Genomic DNA, 20,041 nt, shown 5'->3' on the forward strand with positions numbered 1-20,041 from the left:
CCTCCTTAGCGAGTGCCGAAGAGGCGCTGCAACAGACCCGGCTTCTGGTAGTCGGTAAAGCGCAGCTCCTTGTCTTCACCGAGGAATCGGGAAACGATGTCCTTGTACGCTTCGGCCACGTCGGTGCCGTCCATGTGCACGGCAGGCAGACCTTGGTTCGATGCGTGCAGCACGGCTTCCGATTCGGGCACGACGCCGATCAGGTCGATCCGCAGAATCTCCTGGATGTCGGACAGCGAGAGCATTTCGCCTTCGCTGACGCGCTTCGGGTTGTAACGCGTGATGAGCAGATGCTCCTTGACCGGATCCTTGCCGTCGATCGCACGCTTCGTCTTCGACGAAAGAATGCCGAGAATGCGATCGGAGTCGCGCACCGACGACACCTCGGGATTCGTCACCACGAGTGCTTCGTCGGCAAAGTGCATGGCGAGCAGCGCGCCCGACTCGATGCCGGCCGGCGAATCGCAGACGATGTAATCGAAGCCCATGCCGGCCAGATCCGTCATCACCTTCTCGACGCCTTCGAGCGTGAGCGCATCTTTATCGCGCGTTTGCGAGGCCGGCAGGATGAACAGGTTCTCGCACTTCTTGTCCTTGATCAGCGCCTGATTCAGGTTCGCTTCGCCTTGGATCACGTTGATGAAATCGTAGACGACGCGGCGCTCGCAACCCATGATGAGGTCGAGATTGCGCAGGCCGACGTCGAAGTCGATCACGACCGTTTTGTTGCCGCGCAGCGCGAGACCCGAAGCGAAGCTCGCGCTCGTCGTGGTTTTACCCACGCCGCCCTTGCCCGAAGTCACCACAACGATTTTCGTCATTTCCCCTAACCCTGTATTCGTCAAATTCGTCAATTGAGCGGCGCGGCATGCAGCGCGGCGCCTCTTCGCTCGGCTCGGCTTACGTGAGCCGCAGCGGTTCGATCATCAGTTTTTCGTCGGACAGCCGGATCTGCACCGACTTGCCGATCACGTCGGCCGGCAACGGATTCTCCGTTGTGCGATAGATGCCAGCGATCGAAATCAGTTCCGGCTCGAGGCACGTACAGAAGATTCGCGCATCGTGATTGCCGTGCACCCCTGCCAGCGCGCGGCCGCGCAGCGGCGCATAAATATGGATATTGCCCTCGGCGATGACTTCCGCGCCGTAGCTCACTAGACCGAGCACGACGAGATCGCCTTTCGCGTAGATCTGCTGCCCCGAACGCAACGGCTTGTCGACGATGAGCGTTTGCGGGGGAACTGCCACGCGCGCGCTCGCGTTCGGCTCGACCGTGGAGGCCGCGGCGGGTGCCGGCTGCGCTTGCGCGGCCGCCGTATCCGCCGCGCTTGCCGAAGCTTCCGACTTGCTGCCGGCGCCGCGCCGATCGCGCGCTTCGACGATCGGCAATCCGCCGTCCGTCGCCCAGGCACGCTGCGCTTCCGCCGCGACGACGCCGATCGGGCGCATGCGCACGCTGCCCAGCAACTGTGCGATGTCGGCCACCGATGCGCGCTCGTTCTCGCCGAGGCGGCGCAGGTCGATCGTCACGACCTCGCCGGAGAAGAACTCGGGTGTCGCTTCGAAGCGGCGCGTCAGCTCGTTCTTGAGCGCATCGAGGTCCGTCGTCTTCACGACGAACTGGAGTGCGTCGACGGAGCCGCTGCGAAGTTCGAAAAAAGGCGTTTTGTTCAGCGACATGAGGGGTTGGCAAAAAATTTTGCGTATTTTACAGGGGTCTACGCGACCGGCCAGATTTTTTCCTCGCGGCGAGCCCGTGCGCGACGGATGCGCCGCGTGGACGTATCGTCGAAATCGCGTTGAAATCGATCTGAACCGATCTGAACGAACGCGCTCGGCACGGGCCAAGCGCGCGAACAGATATGAGGAAAGGCGGGATGCGATGCGCCCCGGCGGCTGAGCGCCGGCCTTCACCTTCAATGCGGCGCGGTATGCCCGGGCTTGACGCTGCGCACGAGTAGCGTCTGCCACTCTTGAGGTACACGCGCGATCGGTTGATGCTCGCCGCCTGGGCCGAAGCCCAGCGCCGAATAAAAGCGCATTGCGTTGCGATTGGCGTCGGCGATCCAGGCGTGGATTTCGCTCGCGCCGCCCTCGGCGAGCCAAACGCTCGCCGTGTTCACGAGCAATTCGCCGCCGCGCAAATGGCGTACGGCCGGGGCGACCCACAGGGCGCAAACGAACGCTTTATGTTCAGGTGTTTCGTCAAAATAGGCGCCGATGAGTCCGGCCGGATGACCTTCGGTATAGAGGATGAACGTAGCCGCCGCTTCGGACTCGGCGTATCGCGCCGCGGCTGCGTCAAACGTTTCCGCCTTTTCCGACAAGGCTTCTTCGAGCGTTTCGTCGAAGGCATAGGGTGCATCGCGCAAAGAGGCGGTGCGCAACTCGCGCAGCGTTGCGCCCTGATCGGCGGCTATACGGCGAACAGTCAGAGATGAACTCATGAGGCTCCGAATTTCGCTGATGGGTGGCTAACGGGTAGCTTCGTCCGAACCGGCGGGCGAGTCAAACCCCGTATTAAAACGGGAGACGAATGGCACGTCCACTCTCGGGCATTGTGCAGAGCACAATAAATGAATTCGTAAGCCGCGGATCCTTCGGTGTCCTTATGATCAGGATACGGCTTGGCGGGGGCCGCGATTCTCGGCATGCGAGCCATGCGCAAACGCTTGCGCTTTCAGTTTCGCTTAAGCCTAGCGAAGCGCTCCCCTTCTATACTTTGATCGCCGCTCCGTAGCGGTCTTTCTTCATCCAAGTCTCCTTATATGCGCGGATTCGTCCGCGCTTTTTTTCGTCTGTACTTCATCGTCGTGCGCCCGCGCGCGGGTAGCACATTCTCTTCGAGGAAATTTCTTGGAGCCCAACTCAAGGGGGCAACGCTGGCGCTACGAACGGAAGCGAGGAGGTTACGGCGGGTAAATGCACGAGTTGCGACCGGCGTCGCCAGTGTGAGCACTAAATAGCGACCACGACAGGCGACTGAGGCCGAATCACTTGCGGTTGGATAGAACCGCCCTTCCTTCCGGCGGCGATCGTCGCTGCCCGATTACGAATGCCGAAACGAGGCCTACAACGGTGATCCCACCGATCACGCCAGCCACCCAATCGTGTTCACGCATCGCAAGATAAGCTGATAACGTCAATGCGAAGCAGCCTATGATCAGCCCGACCAACATGCTTCCGATCCGTTCGATTCCCACGAGCGTATTCACTCGCTTCGTCTCGGTTCGACGGAACCGTCCTTCGTCGGCTGCTTGGTCAAACACCCAATCGACCTTCTCCGGAAGGATCTCTTTGAGGCGCTCGATCTGCGCCATGGGCAACAACGGCGCGTCCGACTCATGATGGGATAGCGTTAGGCTGCGGTCTTTCTCCTTAACGTGCGCGGTTGTATGCGCGCCCATGCTTCCCCGCCATCGCTTGACGTGATTTCCTCTCAACGCGAGCAGTGACGCGCTGCATGTCGACGCCGATCATCCCAAAATCGCGCGCTTGATCACCGACGCACGGGCGTTCATATGCTGGGGCAGTACCCAGCGCGTTTAGTGCGGACCCCATGCCAGCCAGCATGCGCAGCAGATGTTTCATGGCGCTCTCCACGGAAGTAAAGGGAGCCATTTCCGCCTATTTGCGGAGTTCTAGCAAGCAAGGTTGGCAAAAATCGGACCGATTGAATGTAACGATCCCGAGACTAGGTTCGCGGCAAGCTTCGTCGCCGCGCTTTCCTTTCTTGTGGCCAGCATTTTTCGATGCCGTATGAATTCGGCACGCGGATGCAGGCGATGCAGGAATAAAAAACGGGCCCCGAAGGGCCCGTTTCAATATCCTGGCGGAAAGGGTGGGATTCGAACCCACGGTACGGTATAACCGTACACCGGATTTCGAGTCCGGCGCATTCGACCACTCTGCCACCTTTCCGACTTCGTGAACTGGGTTTCCCCGGCTCATTCACCAAACCGGTCGTTGTTTGGCGAAGCGAAGATTATAGAATAACCCTCGCAACATTCCAAGCCCCTTTTCACAGAAAAGTTGAGGCGCCGCTCGGCTCAGCCCGCCGGCGTCAACTCGAGCCGCTCCATCCCGCCCAAATACGGACGCAGCGCGGCCGGCACCGTGACCGAACCGTCGGCGTTCTGGAAATTCTCGAGCACGGCCACCAGCGTGCGGCCCACGGCCAGCCCCGAGCCATTGAGCGTATGTAGCAGCTCAGGCTTGCCCTGCGCGTTGCGATAACGCGCCTGCATGCGACGCGCTTGGAAAGCTTCGGTGTTCGAGCAGCTCGAAATCTCGCGATAGGTGTTCTGCGCCGGCAGCCACACTTCGAGGTCGTACGTCTTCGCGGCGGAAAAGCCCATGTCGCCCGTGCACAGGGTGATCACGCGATAAGGCAGTTCGAGCTTTTGCAGGATCGCCTCGGCATGCCCGACCATCTGCTCGAGCGCGTCGTACGACATCTCCGGCGCCACGACTTGCACCATCTCGACCTTGTCGAACTGGTGCTGGCGGATCATCCCGCGCGTATCGCGCCCGTACGAACCGGCCTCGGAACGGAAGCACGGCGAATGGGCCGTCAACTTGATCGGCAAGGCCGCGCCGTCGACGATGCTGTCGCGCACCGTGTTCGTCAGCGAAATCTCGGACGTCGAGATCAGGTATTGCGTCACGACGTTCTCGCCGCCGCCCTTCTCCACGCGGAACATGTCGTCCGCGAACTTCGGCAATTGGCCCGTGCCGTACAGAATCTCGGGATTGACGATGTACGGCGAGTAGATCTCGGTATAGCCGTGCTGCTGCGTGTGCGTGTCGATCATGAACTGCGCGAGCGCGCGATGCAGCCGTGCCATCCCACCACGCAGCATCGTGAAGCGCGCGCCCGACAGCTTCGCGCCCGTCTCGAAGTCGAGCCCGAGCGGCGTACCGACATCGACGTGATCCTTCACCTCGAAGTCGAACTGGCGCGGCGTGCCCCAGCGGCGCACTTCGACGTTGTCCTTTTCGTCCGCGCCCGCCGGCACGCTTTCATGCGGCAGGTTCGGCATTTCGAGCATCAACTTCGACAGACGCGCTTGGACATCGTCGAGCTGCGCGGCCGAGGTCTTCATCTCGTCGCCGATGCCACCCACTTCAGCCATCAGCGCCGTCGTGTCTTCGCCCTTGCCCTTCATCGCGCCGATCTGCTTCGACAAGCTGTTGCGCCGCGATTGCAGTTCTTCGGTGCGGGTCTGAATGGCGCGGCGTTCGGCTTCGAGCGCGGAGAACGCCGCCGCGTCGAGCGGATAGCCGCGAGCGGCGAGGCGCTTCGCGACGCCGTCGAGATCTTTGCGCAGCAACTGGATGTCGAGCATAGCTAGGTACTAGTGGTGTCGAGGGGAAGTGACGATTTTAACGCACCGGCTCGCCGCGCCGCGCAGCGGCGCCCACCAAGCCGCTGAAATAGGACGAAGCGAAGCCCGCTTACTCGTCCTTCGTCTTGTTTTCTCGCCGCCAAGCCGCGTCGAGGTCGGCAAGCCGCGACAGCTTCTCGCCGATCTTACCCTCCAACCCGCGCGGGGTCGGCCGGTACCAGTGCGGCTCGCGCATGCCGTCGGGCAGGTAGGTTTCGCCCGCCGCATAGGCTTCGGGCTCATCGTGCGCGTAGCGGTATTCGTGGCCGTAGCCGAGTTCCTTCATCAGCTTCGTCGGCGCATTGCGCAGATGCACCGGCACCCCGCGCGAACGGTCTTTGCCGACGAAGCGCCGTGCTTCGTTGTAGGCCATGTAGCCTGCGTTCGACTTCGGCGCCACGGCCAAGTAGATCACCGCCTGCGCCAACGCCAATTCCCCTTCGGGCGTCCCGAGCCGTTCGTACGTCTCGGCGGCGTCCAGCGCGATGCGCGGTGCGCGCGGATCGGCCAGCCCGATGTCCTCCCATGCCATCCGCACGATACGGCGCGCGAGGTAGCGCGCGTCCGCCCCGCCGTCGAGCATGCGGCAAAACCAATAGAGCGCACCGTCGGGGTTGCTGCCGCGCACCGACTTGTGCAGCGCGCTGATCTGATCGTAGAACGCGTCGCCGCCCTTGTCGAAGCGGCGCAGATTCTCCGTCAACGCGCTGGCGATCAACGCGCCGTCGATGCTCTCCGCCTTTTGCGCCTTCGCCGCGCGCGCGACGATCTCAATGTTGTTCAGCAGCTTGCGCCCGTCGCCGTCGGCCGAATCGACCAGCGACTCCTTCGCTTCGTCGGTCATCTCGACGCTGCCGAGCGTCGCCAGCGCGCGGTCGAGCAGTTCGCGCTGATCGTCGTCGTCCAGACTCTTCAGCACGTACACCGCCGCGCGCGAAAGCAACGCGCTGTTCACCTCGAACGAAGGATTCTCGGTGGTCGCGCCGATGAAGACGAACAAGCCCGATTCGACATGCGGCAAGAACGCGTCCTGCTGGCTCTTGTTGAAGCGATGCACTTCGTCGACGAACACGAGCGTGCGCCGCCCATGCGCGCGATGCGCCTGCGCGAGATCGACCGCCTCGCGAATGTCCTTGACACCCGACAACACGGCCGACAACGCGATGAACTCCGCATCGAACGCGTTCGCCATGAGCCGCGCAAGCGTCGTCTTGCCGACGCCGGGCGGCCCCCATAGGATCATCGAATGCGGCTCGCCCGATTCGAAGGCCACGCGCAACGGCTTCATCGGCCCGAGCAGATGCTTTTGGCCGATAACGTCGTCGATCGTGCTGGGCCGTAGCTGCTCGGCGAGCGGCATCCCGGCGCGGGTCTCTTCAAACATGGCGTGGTTCCAATCGTGACTGCGCGCCCAGCCGGCAAGCCCGGGCGCGCGAGCGCTAATGCCTAGGCAGCCTCGCTGGCAGGCTGCCTCGTTCGTCGATCATCCGCTGATCACGTCGGCACCCTTGGGCACCGAGAACTTGAACGAACCGGGCTTCATCGGCGGGTTCTTTTGAATGTTCGAGAACGTGAGCAGCGTCACGTTGCCGAACACGTCGTGCAATTCCATCGCTTCGAGGTTGCCGTCGCGAAAGCCGATGCCGATGCTCTGAAACTGCGTGTCGCGCGCCTTCGGCTTCAGTTCGAGCCAGTCGATGCCGCCCTTCACGCCGGCATCGCTCAGCGTGAAATTCTTGTCGAGGTCGTTGCTGCCGAACAGGATCGCGGCCGGGCTCGCGCCGAGCGCGCCGCCGAGCTTGCGGATCGTGACTTGGTTCAGATCCTTGTCGTAGACGTAGAGATTGTCGCCGTCGGCCTGCAATACCTGCACATACGGCTTCTCGTACGTCCAGATGAACTTGCCCGGGCGCGCGAACACGAACGTGCCGCTCGAGGTGCCGCTGATCGTCGGCACGACCGAGCCGCTCGCCGGCATGTTCTTCGGCGGCGCCTTGACTTCCCGCTGAACGAAGTCGCCCCGCGCCGACTGCACCTGCGCGACGAACGCCTTCAACTGCTCGGTGCCGCTCGCAAACGCGGCCGGCGTCGACATGAGGAGCGCCGCGCCGAGTGCGGCCGTGCCCAGGGCATGAACGAACGAACGCCAAGTGGAGCCGACGCGGCTCGCGCTGACGCTGAGCGACTGCGAACGAGAAGACGGCGAACGCTCGCCGAATCGGAACGAGTACTGCTTCGAATTCAAAATGACTCTCCGTGATGGGTCGGAAAACACGCGGCGAAGGCGGCGGACGAGCGGCGAGCCCCGCGGCCGATCGTCAATCGCCTTCGCGCGACGGGACGAGAATCTCGCGATTGCCGTTCGACGACATCGTCGAGACCAGCCCCGATTGCTCCATTTGCTCGAGCAGCCGTGCTGCCCGGTTGTAGCCGATGCGCAGATGACGCTGCACCAGCGAAATCGATGCGCGCCGATTCTTGACGACGACCTCGACGGCCTGATCGTAGAGCGGATCGGATTCCTCGCCGGCCTGCCCACCGCTGGCCGCGGTGCCCTCGTCGCCCTCGCCCGCGAGGCCGCCTTCGAGCAAGCCTTCGACATAATTGGGCTCGCCCTGCTCCTTGAGCTTTTCGACGACGCGGTGCACTTCGTCGTCGGACACGAACGCGCCGTGCACGCGCACGGGCAACCCGGTGCCGGGCGGCAGATAGAGCATGTCGCCCATGCCGAGCAGCGATTCGGCGCCTTGCTGATCGAGGATCGTGCGCGAATCGATCTTCGACGAGACCTGGAACGCCATCCGCGTCGGCACGTTGGCCTTGATCAGGCCCGTGATGACGTCGACCGACGGCCGCTGGGTCGCCAGGATCAAGTGGATGCCGGCCGCGCGCGCCTTTTGCGCGATCCGCGCGATCAGCTCTTCGACCTTCTTGCCGACCACCATCATCAAATCGGCCAACTCGTCGATGACGACGACGATGTGCGGCAGACGCGTGAGCGGCTCGGGCGCCTCGGGCGTCAGGCTGAACGGATTGGGCAGCTTTTCCTCGCGCTTGGCCGCGTCGTCGATCTTGTTGTTGTACCCGGCCAGGTTGCGCACGCCGAGCTTGCTCATGAGCTTGTATCGGCGCTCCATCTCGGCGACGGCCCAGTTGAGCGCGTGGCCCGCTTGGCGCATGTCGGTCACGACCGGACACAGCAGATGCGGAATCCCCTCGTAGACGCTCATTTCGAGCATCTTCGGATCGATGAGGATCATGCGGACGTCTTCGGCTGCAGCCTTGTACAGCAGCGAGAGGATCATCGCGTTGATCCCCACCGATTTGCCCGAGCCCGTCGTGCCGGCCACGAGCAAGTGCGGCATCTTCGCCAAATCGGCGCACACGGGATTGCCGGCGATGTCCTTGCCGAGGCCCATCGTCAATTTCGAGGACCCGGCGGCATACACTTCGGAGCCGAGAATTTCCGAGAGGCGCACCGTCTGCCGCCGCTGATTCGGCAGTTCGAGCGCCATGTAGTTCTTGCCCGGAATCGTTTCGACGACGCGGATCGACACGAGCGAGAGCGAGCGCGCGAGGTCCTTGGCGAGACCCACGATCTGGCTGCCCTTCACACCGGTAGCCGGCTCGATCTCGTAGCGCGTGACGACGGGCCCCGGATAGGCCGCGACCACGCCGACGTCGACCCCGAAATCCTTCAGCTTCTTCTCGATCAGCCGCGAGGTGAACTCGAGCGTATCGGCGGAGATCGTCTCTTGCGCGGCCGGCGCCGGGTCGAGCAGCGCGATCGGCGGCAGCGTCGAATCGCCGGGCAGATCGGCGAACAGCGGCACCTGCTTTTCCTTCTCGACGCGCTCGGACTTCGGGGGCGACGTCACGGGCGGCACGATCATCACGGGCTCGTGATCCTCGAGGCGTACCCGGCTTTGCTCCACCTTGCCTTCGCGCTTGACGGCCGCGGCCTCGCCGAGCTTGCGGTCGCGTCCGGCTTCGCGCCGCAGCTGAGCGAACGTCACGGCCGAGATGATCGAATCGCCGACGCGCTCGGCCACCGACAGCCACGAGAAGCGGAAATAAAGCGACAGACCGATCGCCAGCCCGAGCAGCAGCGCGAGCGTGCCGCCGGTGAAGCCGAGCGCATGCGAGACGCCGCGCGCGACGGCGTCGCCGACGATGCCGCCCGGCGCGCGCGGCAGCGGCACGCGCAGCGACCACATCCGCAGCGCTTCGATGCCGTCGCTGGCCAGCAGCACGAGGACGAACGAGAAGGCATCGGCAATCCAGGCGCCGTCGCGCGGCGCGTCTTCCTCGATCGCGCGGTGGCTGTTCAAGCGGCGGTAGTTCGCGGCGATGCGGCGCACGAGCAGGACCACCCACCAATAGGTGGACAGCCCGAACAGGAGCAGCAGGATGTCGGAGGTCCAGGCGCCGACACGGCCGGCCCAATTGGAGATGCGATCGACTTGCGCGGCGTGCGTCCAGCTCGGGTCGTGACGGCTGTAGCTGACGAGCGCCATCACGAGGAACACGCAGAGCGCGACCTGCAAGATCCAGCGGATTTCGGTGAACAGGCGCGACATGCGATGCGGTAACGCTTGCGCAGGCGCCGAATAGGGAGCTTTGGCCATGAATCCGTAGCAGCGTGGCGGGCACTACCCGCCAGGAGTTCGATGCGGGCTATTGTAAACGTTGCGTCGCACCGCAGGCTGTAAATGACCGTAACGGCGTCCGATCGCGCCCGGTGGCGCCCGGTGACGCCCGATTGGCTCAAACCGCCGGCAAGGCGGTCACCCCCCAATCTGCCGAACGCTATCGCGGCGATTGATCACGCGGTCAGCGACGTGGCGAGCAGCCCTTTATAATTACGCCCGTATGCCCAACTTACGTGCTGTGGCAGCGCGCGCTCGCGGTTCGAGCCGGCGCGCGGCCCGCCCATCGGGCAGCTCCCCTTGCGGCACCTTTCTTACGGAAGAACAACCATGTCCTCGCGCAAACACGCCAAAGTGCTCATTCTCGGTTCCGGCCCCGCCGGCTACACGGCCGCCGTCTACGCCGCGCGCGCGAACCTCTCGCCGGTGCTCGTCACGGGCCTCGCCCAGGGCGGCCAGCTGATGACGACGACCGACGTCGAGAACTGGCCCGCCGACGCAAACGGCGTCCAAGGCCCGGAACTCATGCAGCGGTTCCTCGAGCACGCCGAGCGCTTCAATACTGAAATCGTGTTCGACCACATCCATACGGCCAAGCTGAACGAGAAGCCGATTCGCCTGATCGGCGATTCCGGCGAGTACACGTGCGATTCGCTGATCATCTCGACGGGGGCCTCGGCCCAATACTTGGGCCTGCCATCGGAAGAAGCGTTCTCGGGCCGCGGCGTGTCCGCCTGCGCCACCTGCGACGGCTTCTTCTACAAGCAGCAGCACGTGGCCGTCGTCGGCGGCGGCAACACGGCCGTCGAAGAGGCGCTGTATCTGGCCGGCATCGCGAGCAAGGTCACCGTGATCCACCGCCGCGACAAGTTCCGCGCCGAGCCGATCCTCATCGACCGCCTGCTCGAAAAGGAGAAGGAAGGCGTCGTCGAGATCAAGTGGAACCACGTGCTCGACGAAGTGACAGGCGACAATTCGGGCGTGACGGGCGTGCGCATCAAGCACACGCAGTCGGGCGCGGCAACCGACGTCGCGCTGCAAGGCGTCTTCATCGCGATCGGCCATAAGCCGAACACCGACATCTTCGAAGGCCAGCTCGAGATGAAGAACGGCTACATCATCACGAACGGCGGCCTGAACGGCAATGCCACGGGCACGAGCGTGCCGGGCGTGTTCGCGGCCGGCGACGTGCAGGATCACGTCTATCGCCAAGCGATCACAAGCGCCGGAACGGGCTGCATGGCCGCCCTCGATGCGCAGCGCTATCTGGAGAGCGTGCACGAGCTGCATCAAGATCATGTGATGAGCGCCGAAGCCGATCGGTAAAATAGCGTTCGCCGGCATCGCTCCGCGTTAAAACCGAACGCCTTGGCGTTCGGATGAGGGCCGCGGCCGCCAAGCCCGCGGCCCTTTTTGCGCGGGGCATGCCGAGGTGCAAGCGCGGGTGAGCCGTCGTCCTGGCAGTCTCCCGGCATTCGTTTCTCTGTTTCTCTGTTTCTCTGTTGCACTAGTTCTAGTCGTCGCCGGTATCCATCATGTCGAAGAATCGTCCCCGTCAGAGCGAGACCCAGCGCCCCGTGGCCGGTGCGCGCGCGTCGGGTCTCGCCGATCTTTCCAAGCTGCGCGATGCATTGAAGCAAGACGCGGCCGAGCGCGAACGCGAGCGTATCGCGGCGGCCAAGGCCGCCCGCGAGGCGGCGGCGGACGCCGACCTGTTCCGGCGCGAGGTCGGCGACGTCGCGCCGATCGCCGCCGCGGCGCGCGCCGCCCACGGCCGCACGCCGCCGGAGGCGCTGCCGCTGCAGACCCGGCGCGACGAGCAAGCCGTGCTCAGCGAAGCGATCTCCGACGAATTCGATCCCGAAGTGCTGCTCGATACCGACGAGTCGCTGTTCTATTGCCGGCCCGGCATCAGCCATGAGGTCGTGCGCAAGCTGCGGCGCGGACATTGGATCGTGCAGGCGCAGCTCGACTTGCACGGCATGCGTCGCGACGAGGCGCGCGAGGCGCTGGCCGATTTCATCCGCGAAACGGTCAAACGCGGGCTGCGCTGCGTGCGCGTGATTCACGGCAAGGGGCTCGGCTCCGTCGGCAAGGAACCCATATTGAAGGGCAAGGTGCGCGCGTGGCTCGTGCAAAAGGCCGAAGTCATAGCGTTTTGCCAGGCCCGGCCGCATGACGGCGGCGCGGGCGCCGTGCTCGTGCTGCTGCAGCCGGGTTCCGCCCGGCCAGGCACCACGCGCCCCGACCATGGGCCCGCCAGTGCACCCTAGGCTCACGTTCGCGCTCGCCATCATCGAGGGCCTCGCGATCCTCGCCTACGCCTTCTCCGGCTTCATCGAAGCGCGCAAACACCGGCTCGACGCCGTCGGCACGTTCCTCGTCGCACTGGCTACCGCATTCGGCGGCGGCACCGTGCGCGACGTGCTGCTCCAGCGGCGGCCGTTCTATTGGGTCGAGCACGAGACCTACGTCCTCGTCATCTTCGTGCTGTCGCTGTTCGCGCCGTTCGTGCTACGCATGGCCTCGCGCGTGTTCAACGAGCGCGCATTGCTCATCGCCGATGCGATCGGCCTCGGCCTCTTCAGCATCTCGGGCACGTCGATCGCGCTCGACACGGGCATGCCGGCATTCATCGCCGTGATGATGGGCGTCGTAACAGGCGTATTCGGAGGCATCATTCGCGACGTCGTCTGCAACGAAATGCCGCTGTTGCTGCGCGACTCCCGCCCCTACGCGACGTGCGCCTTCGTCGGCTGCTGGTTCTATCTGCTGCTCGACCATCTTCAACTCGATCCGGTCTACAGCGTCATCGCCGCCAGCGCCTTCATCCTCATCGCGCGGCTCGTCACGTTCAAGCTGAACGTTCGTCTGCCGCATTGACGAAGCACGCGGCAGGCGGCAGGCGGCGCGCGAATCGACACCCGCCTAGACGGCCGTCACATTGACCGCCACGTCGACGACGTGCTCGCCGCCGCCGAGGATGATCCCGCGCAGCAGCGACACGTCACCGTAGTCGCGCCCCACCGCTAGCGTGACGTGGTCGAGATCCGCAAGCACGTCGTTCGTCGGATCGAGGTCGACCCAGCCCGTGCCCGGGCAGTACACCGATACCCAGGCGTGCGAGGCATCCGCGCCGACGAGATTCGGCGTGCCCTCCGGCCGCACCGTACGGAGGTAGCCGCTCACATAGCGCGCCGCCAGCCCGAGCGAACGCAGCGCGCCGATCATCACCTGCGCGAAGTCCTGGCACACGCCCTGGCGCAGGCGAAAGGCACGCAGCGCGGGCGTGTCGAACGACGTCGTCTGCGGCTTGTAGGCGAAATCCGCGTGAATCCGATGCATAAGGTCGATCGCGCCCGCGACGAGCGGCCTGCCCGGCGGGAAGCTCGGCAGCGCGTATTCGCGCAACTCGGGCGCCAGCGAGATGTTCGGCGAGGCGAAGACAAACTCGCTTTCGGGCATATACGTGCCGACCGCGCGATAACGCAGCGCATCCGCGACACCATCCCATGCCGGTGTCGCTGACGGCACGAGGCTGCCCCAGCGCCGCGTCAGCTCGACCGTGGTCTCGCTCGTCACCTGCAGGGACCCGTGCGGCGCATCGAAGGAAAAATAGCGCACTTCATTGCCGAAGGCGTCGACGTGCGACGTCTCGTACGACGGTGAAGGATCGATCCGCCAACGATAGGACATCACACGCTGCCAGGGACAATCGAGCGGACGGATCGTCGCAAGATGCTGGGCCGTCTCGACGGGCATCGAATAGCGATAGGTCGTCTCGTGCGACACCGAGAGTCTGACATCGGCAACGTCGGCGCTCATGACGACACCCTCGAGGCAAGCGCGTTATCCGCGTGAATGAAATAGCGCGCACTGATCTCGTTCGCCGCACCGGCGACATGCGAAGCAAGCTCGGCGCACAGTTCGGCGAGCGTCGCGTAGCGTCCCGCCACATCGGTACCGCAGAGACGTTCGAGCGAAGGCAGCGCCGACACCGGCGGCATCGCCTCGCCGAACGGCCGTCGCGACGCACCGCCCGCGACGGCGGCGATCTCGTCGAGCTTTTTCGCGAGGCGTTCGTACACGCCGTAGAGCCCGCGCGGATTCATCGGATCGACGACGACGAGATCGAGCAGCGCCGGCACCTCGAGCCGCCCGGGATAGAGCGACCGATAAGTCAGGGTGCTGTCGAACAGTTGCAGCAAGAGATCGAAGCCGGCCGGCGTGGCCAGAACGCCCGCATCGGCCACGACGTGCAGGAACGTCGTCATGCCGATCACGCGTTCGATATGGCGGCCCGCGAAGAGCAGCCGCCATGCCTCGTCCCGCACCATGCGGTCGCCCTGCGCGCCGCTGATGGCGGACAGCTGCATGGCCAGTGTCTCGAGCGCGCTCATCAGCGCGACACGATCGTACGATTCGTAGCGCTCGCCGCGCTGCGCGTCGTCGCCGTTATGCTCGGCGCCCCCACCCATGCACGGAGCAAGCGAAAGCGCATGCAGCGCATCGCGGAAATCGTTGCGTGCCGCGAGAATGGTGCGCCAGTGATCGTTCGAGAGCCGCGCGCGAATCTCGCCGCACGCGCGCGCTTGGCTCGCGATGATCCGGCCCACGCTCGCTGTGCCGGAGTGCTCGTGCAGACCGGCTGCAAGCGCGCGTTCGAACGCATGGCGCGTGCCGCGCGCGGCCGGATCGACGGCCGGGATCAGTTCGAAGCGCGCGGCCAGCTCGGCGAGCGTCGAGAGCATGTCCTCGGAATCGTGATTGTCGAGCGAGCCTAGGATCAAGCGCGCGAGCCGCACGCTGTTTTCCGCTCGCTCGCAATAGCGCCCCGCCCAAAAGAGATTCTCGGCCGCACGGCTCGACACAGTGCGTCGGCGATGCGCGAAATCGCCGGGTTTCATCGGCGAAGGCAGCAATGAGAACGTCGAACCGGGCCGGCTCGACAACACCCACGTATCGACGCTGCTGCCGCCCGATTGCATCGAGACGCTCGTTTGCCGCTCGCCGGCCATGCGCGTGAACGCGCCCGGCAACACGTGCCAGCCGCCCGACACGCCGGCGATCGCGTAGACGCGCAGCGCACAGGGCCGGTGGGTCAAGGCGCCGTCCTCGTAGCGCGGCGTGCACGAGTGCGGCAGCGGAGCTTGGATGGTGAACGCGTCGGGTGCCGCCTCGATGCGCGCGCGCCAGTCGGCGAGCGGCTGCGGGCCGGCCGCGAGACCCGGCGGCATATCGGACGATACGGGGTGAGGCAATCCGGTCCACGTCGGCACGAGCCACCCTTGTTCAAGCTGGGCCAGCGCGTCCTCGCGCACGGCCGCTTCGCCGCACCACCAACTGGCGACGCTCGGCAATGCGAGCGTTTCGCCGAAGAGCGCATCGGCGATGCCAGGCAGAAACCCATGCAGCGCGGGCGACTCGACGACACCGGCGCCGGGCGCGTTCGAGACGACCACGTTGCCGGCGCGCATGACCTGCAGCAGGCCGGGCACACCGATCGTGGAATCGGCCCGCAGTTCGACCGGGTCGCAAAAACTATCGTCCAGCCGGCGCAGCAGGCCATGCACGCGCTCGAGGCCAGCCAGCGTCTTCAGATAAAGCTTGTCGCCGCGCACCGTGAGATCGGTGCCTTCGACGAGCGTGAGGCCGAGATAGCGCGAGAGAAACACATGCTCGAAGTACGTCTCGCTGAAAGGGCCGGGGCTCAGCAAGGCGATGTGAGGAGAGCCGGCGCGCGCGCGGCGCTCGTCGTCGGTCATCGTCGTGCGCGCCGCCTGCGCGAGCGTGGCGATCAGTTGCGAATACGACGGCGCGAGACGCTGCACGCCGAGCGAGCGAAACGGCTCGGCAAACAGGCCGGCGACGATCAGCCGGTTCTCGAGTGCATAGCCGAGCCCCGACGGCGCCTGCGTGCGGTGTCCCATGACGGTCCACGCGCCGCCCGGCCCGCGCGCCAAGTCGACGGCGACGATCTGCAAGTAGCGTCCGCCCGGCGGCACGCAGCCTTTCATCGCGCGCAGATAGCCGGGGTGCCCGAATACTAGCGCCGGCGGCAGCAGCCCTCGTGCCAGGACCGCTTGCTGCCCGTAGATGTCCGCGACGAGCGCTTCGAGGAGCCGCGCGCGCTGCGCGACGCCGCGTTCGATCACGGCCCATTCGTCCTCGTCGATGATGAACGGCAGCGGATCGAGCGCCCATGGCCGAGACTCGCCGTTGTCGGCATAGGCGTTGTATGTGATGTCGTTGTCGCGGACCTGCCGCGCAACCGCGGTCGCGGCCTGCTCGAGGCCGGCCACGCCGTCTTCGCCGAGCAGGCCGAAAAAGCGCCGCCACGGCGCGCGCAGCGCACCCGCGGCATCGCGCAGTTCGTCCCAGTGGCCCTCGCGCGCCGGAACGTCGGCGAGGCGCGCGAGAACATCGGTGACATCGGCCGCGGCACCGAACGGCAGGGTCGATTGGAAAGGCAAATTGCTCTCTGGCTTCGGTCAGTGCAGTCAGTCGTCGAGCCCGGCACGCCGCAGATCGAGAGTAAAAGGCATCTCGAGGCTGCGCTCGCGCGTCTTCACGGGCATCGGTCCGGGCGTATGGCCGATTGTGAAGAAGCGCGCACGCCGCCGGCTCTGCGCTTCATAAGCGTTGACGGGAAACGTCTGATAATTTCGTCCACCCGGATGGGCGACATGATACTGGCATCCGCCGAGAGAGCGCGCGGCCCAGCTATCGAAAAGATCGAACGTGAGCGGCGCATGTGCACCGATGGTCGGGTGCAGCGATGCGGCCTGCTGCCACGCGCGAAAGCGCACGCCGGCCACATACTCGCTTGCGCGGCCCGTCGGCTGCAGCGGCACCGGCACGCCATTGACCGTCACCCTATGGCGGTTTTCGTTGAGGCCGAGCGCGCGTACCTCGATGCGCTCGAGCGACGAATCGACGAAGCGCACGGTGCCTCCCGGCGCCCCCTCCTCGCCCATCACGTGCCAAGGCTCGAGCGCATGACGCAGCGTCAGCGTGACGCCGCTCGCGTCGAATTCGCCGACGAGCGGAAAGCGGAACTCGAAGTGCGGCGCGAACCAGGCACGGTCGAACGCATAGCCGGCCGCGCGCAGATCGGCCAGGACATCGTCGAAGTCCATCTGCACGAACGTGCCGAGCATGAAGCGATCGTGCAGTTCGGTGCCCCAGCGGGTGAGCCTCGTCTGATAGGGCGTGTGCCAGAAGCGCGCCACGAGCGCGCGCAGCAGAAGCTGTTGCGCAAGGCTCATGCGCGCGTGCGGCGGCATCTCGAAGCCGCGCAGCTCGAGTAGCCCGAGCCGGCCCGCTGGGCCATCGGGCGAGTAGAGCTTGTCGACACAGAACTCGGCGCGGTGCGTGTTGCCGGTCACGTCGATGAGAATGTTGCGCAGCGCGCGGTCGATGAGCCAAGGCGGCACCCGCTGCCCCCCTTCGCCGAGCGCCCCCAACCCATCCAGCTGCCGCTGCAGCTCTCGAAACGCGATCTCGAGTTCGTAGACCTGGTCGTTGCGGGCTTCGTCGACGCGCGGCGCCTGGCTCGTCGGGCCGATGAACAGCCCCGAAAACAAATACGACAACGAAGGGTGGTTATGCCAATAGGCGATGAGACTCGCAAGCAAATCGGGGCGGCGCAGGAGCGGACTGTCCGCGGGCGTCGCCGCGCCGAGAACCATGTGATTGCCGCCGCCCGTGCCGGTATGGCGCCCGTCGAGCATGAACTTCTCCGGCCCGAGATACGACTCGTGCGCGGCGCGGTAGAGAAACTCGGTGTTATCGACGAGGTCGCGCCAGGTCGAAGCCGGATGAATGTTGACTTCGACGACACCCGGATCCGGCGTGACCTGCAGCATCTTCAGGCGGGCATCGCGCGGCGGCGGATAACCTTCGATGACGATCTTGACCCGCAGCTCCGCCGCCGTCGCCTCGACGGCCGCCAGCAGATCGAGGTAATCGTCGAGTGCGGCAAACGGCGGCATGAAGACATAAAGCGCCCCGCCCTTGCGCCCCGCCACTACCGCATCGGCCTCGGCCTGCGGCCCGGCCGCGCGCGCGGGATCGCGCGCCTCCACGCAAAGCGCCGTGCGCCGTACCGACGACGCCGATTCGCCGCGCTCGGGCACGCGCGCGTCGGATGAGGCGGCGCGCCGGCTTGCCGCCCGGTCTCGCTCCCGATCCGCTATGGGCTCGCCGCCCGCGTCGCGCGACCCATACTGCGCGCGCAGTTGCGCGGCGCCGCGCAAGGCCGGCGGCGGAGCGAACGGGTCGTGCTCGTGCAGCCATGGATAGTCGGCCGCGCTCACCCAAGGCAGCGAATCGAGCGGCAGACGATAGCCCATCGGCGAATCGCCGGGAATCAGATACATGCGCTCGTCGCGGAAGAACCAGGGCCCCGTGACCCAGCGCGGCCCGGCGAGCGTGGCCGCCGTATCGCGTTCGCGGGCAAGCGGCAGCGCATAGCCCGTCACCGCCGAGAGCCCGGCGTCGAAGACGCGCCTGAGCCGCAGCCGCTCGAGTTCGTCGTTCAGGCGCGAGTCGAACGGATCGACGTTGACCGGCAGGCGCCGCTCGCGCCAGAGGTAATACCAGACATCTTCGTAGCCGGGCTGCACCTGGCCGGCGTCGACCGCGAGCTTATCCGCGAGACGGCGAATGAATCGCTCGGCATCCTCCGCCGTATAGCTCATCGGCTCGCGTTCATCGGCGAAGCGGGTCGGGTCGTGCCAGCACGGCTCGCCGTCCGCGCGCCAGAAAAGCGACAGCGCCCAGCGCGGCAGTTGCTCGCCCGGATACCACTTGCCCTGCCCCACATGGAGGAACCCGTTCGCACCGTAGCGTGCGCGCAGCTTGTCCATCAGCGAGACCGCATAGCCGCGCTTGGTCGGCCCGAGCGCATCGGTGTTCCACTCGGGCGCATCACGGTCGCGCACGGAAATGAAAGTGGGCTCGCCGCCCATCGTGAGGCGCACGTCCATCGACGCCAGATCGTCGTCGACCTTAGCGCCCATGCACTCGATGTCGCGCCAAACCGCTTCGTCGTAAGGCTTCGTCACGCGCGGCGTCTCGAGTACGCGCGTAATCGACATGGCGTGCGCGAATTCGACCTCGCACTCGTCGAGCGCCCCCGAGACGGGCGCGGCGCTGCCGGGCTGCGGCGTGCAGGCCACGGGAATATGCCCTTCTCCGGCCATCAGCCCCGACGTGGGATCGAACCCGATCCAGCCGGCGCCCGGCAGATAGACCTCGCACCAGGCATGCAGATCGGTGAAGTCGACCTCCGTGCCGCTCGGGCCGTCGAGCGCCTTCTCATCAGGGGCGAGCTGCAACAGATAGCCCGACACGAAGCGCGCGGCGAAGCCGAGCTGACGCAGCGTTTCGACGAGCAGCCATCCCGTGTCGCGGCACGAGCCCGAGCGATTCTCGAGCGTCTCCTCCGGCGTCTGCACGCCGGGCTCCATGCGAATCAGATACCGGACCTCGCGCGCGAGCCGCTGGTTGAGCGCGACGAGAAAGTCGACGGTGCGGCACGACGCGCGGTCGATGCTTTCGACGAAGGCGGCAAACCGCGATGTCGGTTCAACCGTGCGCGCGAGATACGGAGCGAGCTCGGCGGCCAGCGCCGGCGCATAGTCGAACGGGAAGGTCTCCGCCTCGGGCTCGAGGAAGAAATCGAATGGGTTATAGACCGACATCTCGGCCACGAGATCGACGGTGACCGTGAACTCGCGCGTGGGCTCGGGAAAGACGAGACGTGCCTGGTAGTTCGCAAAGGCATCCTGCTGCCAATTGACGAAGTGATTGGCCGGCTCGACGCGCATCGAATAGCTGAGGATAGGCGTGCGGCAGTGCGGCGCCGGCCGCAGCCGGACGATTTGCGGCCCTAGCGTAACGAGGCGGTCATAGCGGTACTGCGTGACATGATTCAGCGCGACGCGGATCGACACGGGGGAACCTCGATGCGATGAGCGAAACGATTCGATTCAAGCCGCG

The 20,041-nt window shown here is 65.4% G+C and carries 15 protein-coding genes and 1 tRNA gene; 3 read left to right on the forward strand and 13 right to left on the reverse strand.

The genetic code is table 11. The features are described from left to right. Positions 1–5: 5 nt before the first annotated feature. The 10 genes from minD to DWV00_RS27785 all read right to left on the reverse strand — a co-directional run bounded on the left by minD (position 6) and on the right by DWV00_RS27785 (position 10,015). Positions 6–821 carry a septum site-determining protein MinD gene (gene minD, locus DWV00_RS27745; protein ID WP_115536822.1) on the reverse strand — a complete coding sequence of 272 codons (816 nt, stop codon included), beginning with the start codon at positions 819–821 and terminating at the stop codon, positions 6–8. A gap of 79 nt (positions 822–900) precedes the next feature. Next, positions 901–1,680: a septum site-determining protein MinC gene (minC, locus tag DWV00_RS27750; RefSeq protein WP_115536823.1), complete on the reverse strand. Its 780-nt coding sequence runs from the start codon at positions 1,678–1,680 to the stop codon at positions 901–903. Between the two features lie 236 nt (positions 1,681–1,916). Then, positions 1,917–2,447 (reverse strand): GNAT family N-acetyltransferase, encoded by a 531-nt coding sequence (locus DWV00_RS27755; RefSeq protein ID WP_115536824.1) that lies wholly within the window; start codon positions 2,445–2,447, stop codon positions 1,917–1,919. A gap of 546 nt (positions 2,448–2,993) precedes the next feature. Further along, positions 2,994–3,407 carry a hypothetical protein gene (locus DWV00_RS27760; RefSeq protein ID WP_115536825.1) on the reverse strand — a complete coding sequence of 138 codons (414 nt, stop codon included), beginning with the start codon at positions 3,405–3,407 and terminating at the stop codon, positions 2,994–2,996. Then, positions 3,379–3,591 (reverse strand): hypothetical protein, encoded by a 213-nt coding sequence (locus DWV00_RS34205; RefSeq protein WP_181885606.1) that lies wholly within the window; start codon positions 3,589–3,591, stop codon positions 3,379–3,381. Before DWV00_RS34205 ends, DWV00_RS27760 begins: the two co-directional genes overlap by 29 nt. Before the next feature lie 239 nt (positions 3,592–3,830). Next, positions 3,831–3,921, reverse strand: a tRNA-Ser gene (locus DWV00_RS27765). A 128-nt stretch (positions 3,922–4,049) separates the two neighbouring features. Beyond that, a complete protein-coding gene (serS, locus tag DWV00_RS27770) occupies positions 4,050–5,348 on the reverse strand; it encodes a serine--tRNA ligase (RefSeq protein ID WP_115536826.1) in 1,299 nt (432 codons plus the stop codon). Between the two features lie 109 nt (positions 5,349–5,457). Next, positions 5,458–6,771 (reverse strand): replication-associated recombination protein A, encoded by a 1,314-nt coding sequence (locus DWV00_RS27775; RefSeq protein ID WP_115536827.1) that lies wholly within the window; start codon positions 6,769–6,771, stop codon positions 5,458–5,460. A gap of 99 nt (positions 6,772–6,870) precedes the next feature. Next, a complete protein-coding gene (gene lolA, locus DWV00_RS27780; protein ID WP_245965068.1) occupies positions 6,871–7,515 on the reverse strand; it encodes an outer membrane lipoprotein chaperone LolA in 645 nt (214 codons plus the stop codon). A 190-nt stretch (positions 7,516–7,705) separates the two neighbouring features. Continuing rightward, positions 7,706–10,015, reverse strand: coding sequence for a DNA translocase FtsK (locus DWV00_RS27785; protein ID WP_115536829.1), 2,310 nt, complete (start codon positions 10,013–10,015; stop codon positions 7,706–7,708). Between the two features lie 351 nt (positions 10,016–10,366). On the opposite strand from DWV00_RS27785, the gene trxB reads away from it, so the two are divergent. The 3 genes from trxB to DWV00_RS27800 all read left to right on the forward strand — a co-directional run bounded on the left by trxB (position 10,367) and on the right by DWV00_RS27800 (position 12,919). Beyond that, a complete protein-coding gene (gene trxB, locus DWV00_RS27790; protein ID WP_115536830.1) occupies positions 10,367–11,362 on the forward strand; it encodes a thioredoxin-disulfide reductase in 996 nt (331 codons plus the stop codon). Between the two features lie 209 nt (positions 11,363–11,571). Further along, positions 11,572–12,309 carry a Smr/MutS family protein gene (locus DWV00_RS27795; protein ID WP_115536831.1) on the forward strand — a complete coding sequence of 246 codons (738 nt, stop codon included), beginning with the start codon at positions 11,572–11,574 and terminating at the stop codon, positions 12,307–12,309. Beyond that, on the forward strand, positions 12,299–12,919 hold the full coding sequence (locus DWV00_RS27800; protein WP_181885609.1) for a trimeric intracellular cation channel family protein: 621 nt from the start codon (positions 12,299–12,301) through the stop codon (positions 12,917–12,919). The genes DWV00_RS27795 and DWV00_RS27800 overlap by 11 nt, the downstream gene beginning before the upstream one ends. A 45-nt stretch (positions 12,920–12,964) precedes the next feature. On the opposite strand, the gene DWV00_RS27805 is transcribed toward DWV00_RS27800, so the two are convergent. Genes DWV00_RS27805 through DWV00_RS27815 form a run of 3 tightly spaced genes read right to left on the reverse strand, consistent with a single transcriptional unit; the run spans position 12,965 to position 19,995 of the window. Further along, a complete protein-coding gene (locus DWV00_RS27805) occupies positions 12,965–13,861 on the reverse strand; it encodes a transglutaminase family protein (protein ID WP_115536833.1) in 897 nt (298 codons plus the stop codon). Next, positions 13,858–16,509: a circularly permuted type 2 ATP-grasp protein gene (locus DWV00_RS27810; protein WP_115536834.1), complete on the reverse strand. Its 2,652-nt coding sequence runs from the start codon at positions 16,507–16,509 to the stop codon at positions 13,858–13,860. Before DWV00_RS27810 ends, DWV00_RS27805 begins: the two co-directional genes overlap by 4 nt. 27 nt (positions 16,510–16,536) lie before the next feature. Next, positions 16,537–19,995 (reverse strand): transglutaminase family protein, encoded by a 3,459-nt coding sequence (locus DWV00_RS27815; RefSeq protein ID WP_115536835.1) that lies wholly within the window; start codon positions 19,993–19,995, stop codon positions 16,537–16,539. Positions 19,996–20,041 lie beyond the last annotated feature (46 nt).

Source organism: Trinickia dinghuensis, assembly GCF_003367175.1.
In the GTDB taxonomy this organism is placed as follows: domain Bacteria; phylum Pseudomonadota; class Gammaproteobacteria; order Burkholderiales; family Burkholderiaceae; genus Trinickia; species Trinickia dinghuensis.

Bases quoted from the DNA above. Each gene is read 5' to 3' on its own strand.
- serS (WP_115536826.1), bottom strand. From the start codon at position 5,348: ATGCTCGACATCCAGTTGCTGCGCAAAGATCTCGACGGCGTCGCGAAG.
- DWV00_RS34205 (WP_181885606.1), bottom strand. From the start codon at position 3,591: ATGAAACATCTGCTGCGCATGCTGGCTGGCATGGGGTCCGCACTAAAC.
- DWV00_RS27775 (WP_115536827.1), bottom strand. From the start codon at position 6,771: ATGTTTGAAGAGACCCGCGCCGGGATGCCGCTCGCCGAGCAGCTACGG.
- trxB (WP_115536830.1), top strand. From the start codon at position 10,367: ATGTCCTCGCGCAAACACGCCAAAGTGCTCATTCTCGGTTCCGGCCCC.
- minD (WP_115536822.1), bottom strand. From the start codon at position 821: ATGACGAAAATCGTTGTGGTGACTTCGGGCAAGGGCGGCGTGGGTAAA.
- DWV00_RS27795 (WP_115536831.1), top strand. From the start codon at position 11,572: ATGTCGAAGAATCGTCCCCGTCAGAGCGAGACCCAGCGCCCCGTGGCC.
- DWV00_RS27760 (WP_115536825.1), bottom strand. From the start codon at position 3,407: ATGGGCGCGCATACAACCGCGCACGTTAAGGAGAAAGACCGCAGCCTA.
- DWV00_RS27755 (WP_115536824.1), bottom strand. From the start codon at position 2,447: ATGAGTTCATCTCTGACTGTTCGCCGTATAGCCGCCGATCAGGGCGCA.
- minC (WP_115536823.1), bottom strand. From the start codon at position 1,680: ATGTCGCTGAACAAAACGCCTTTTTTCGAACTTCGCAGCGGCTCCGTC.
- DWV00_RS27805 (WP_115536833.1), bottom strand. From the start codon at position 13,861: ATGAGCGCCGACGTTGCCGATGTCAGACTCTCGGTGTCGCACGAGACG.
- DWV00_RS27785 (WP_115536829.1), bottom strand. From the start codon at position 10,015: ATGGCCAAAGCTCCCTATTCGGCGCCTGCGCAAGCGTTACCGCATCGC.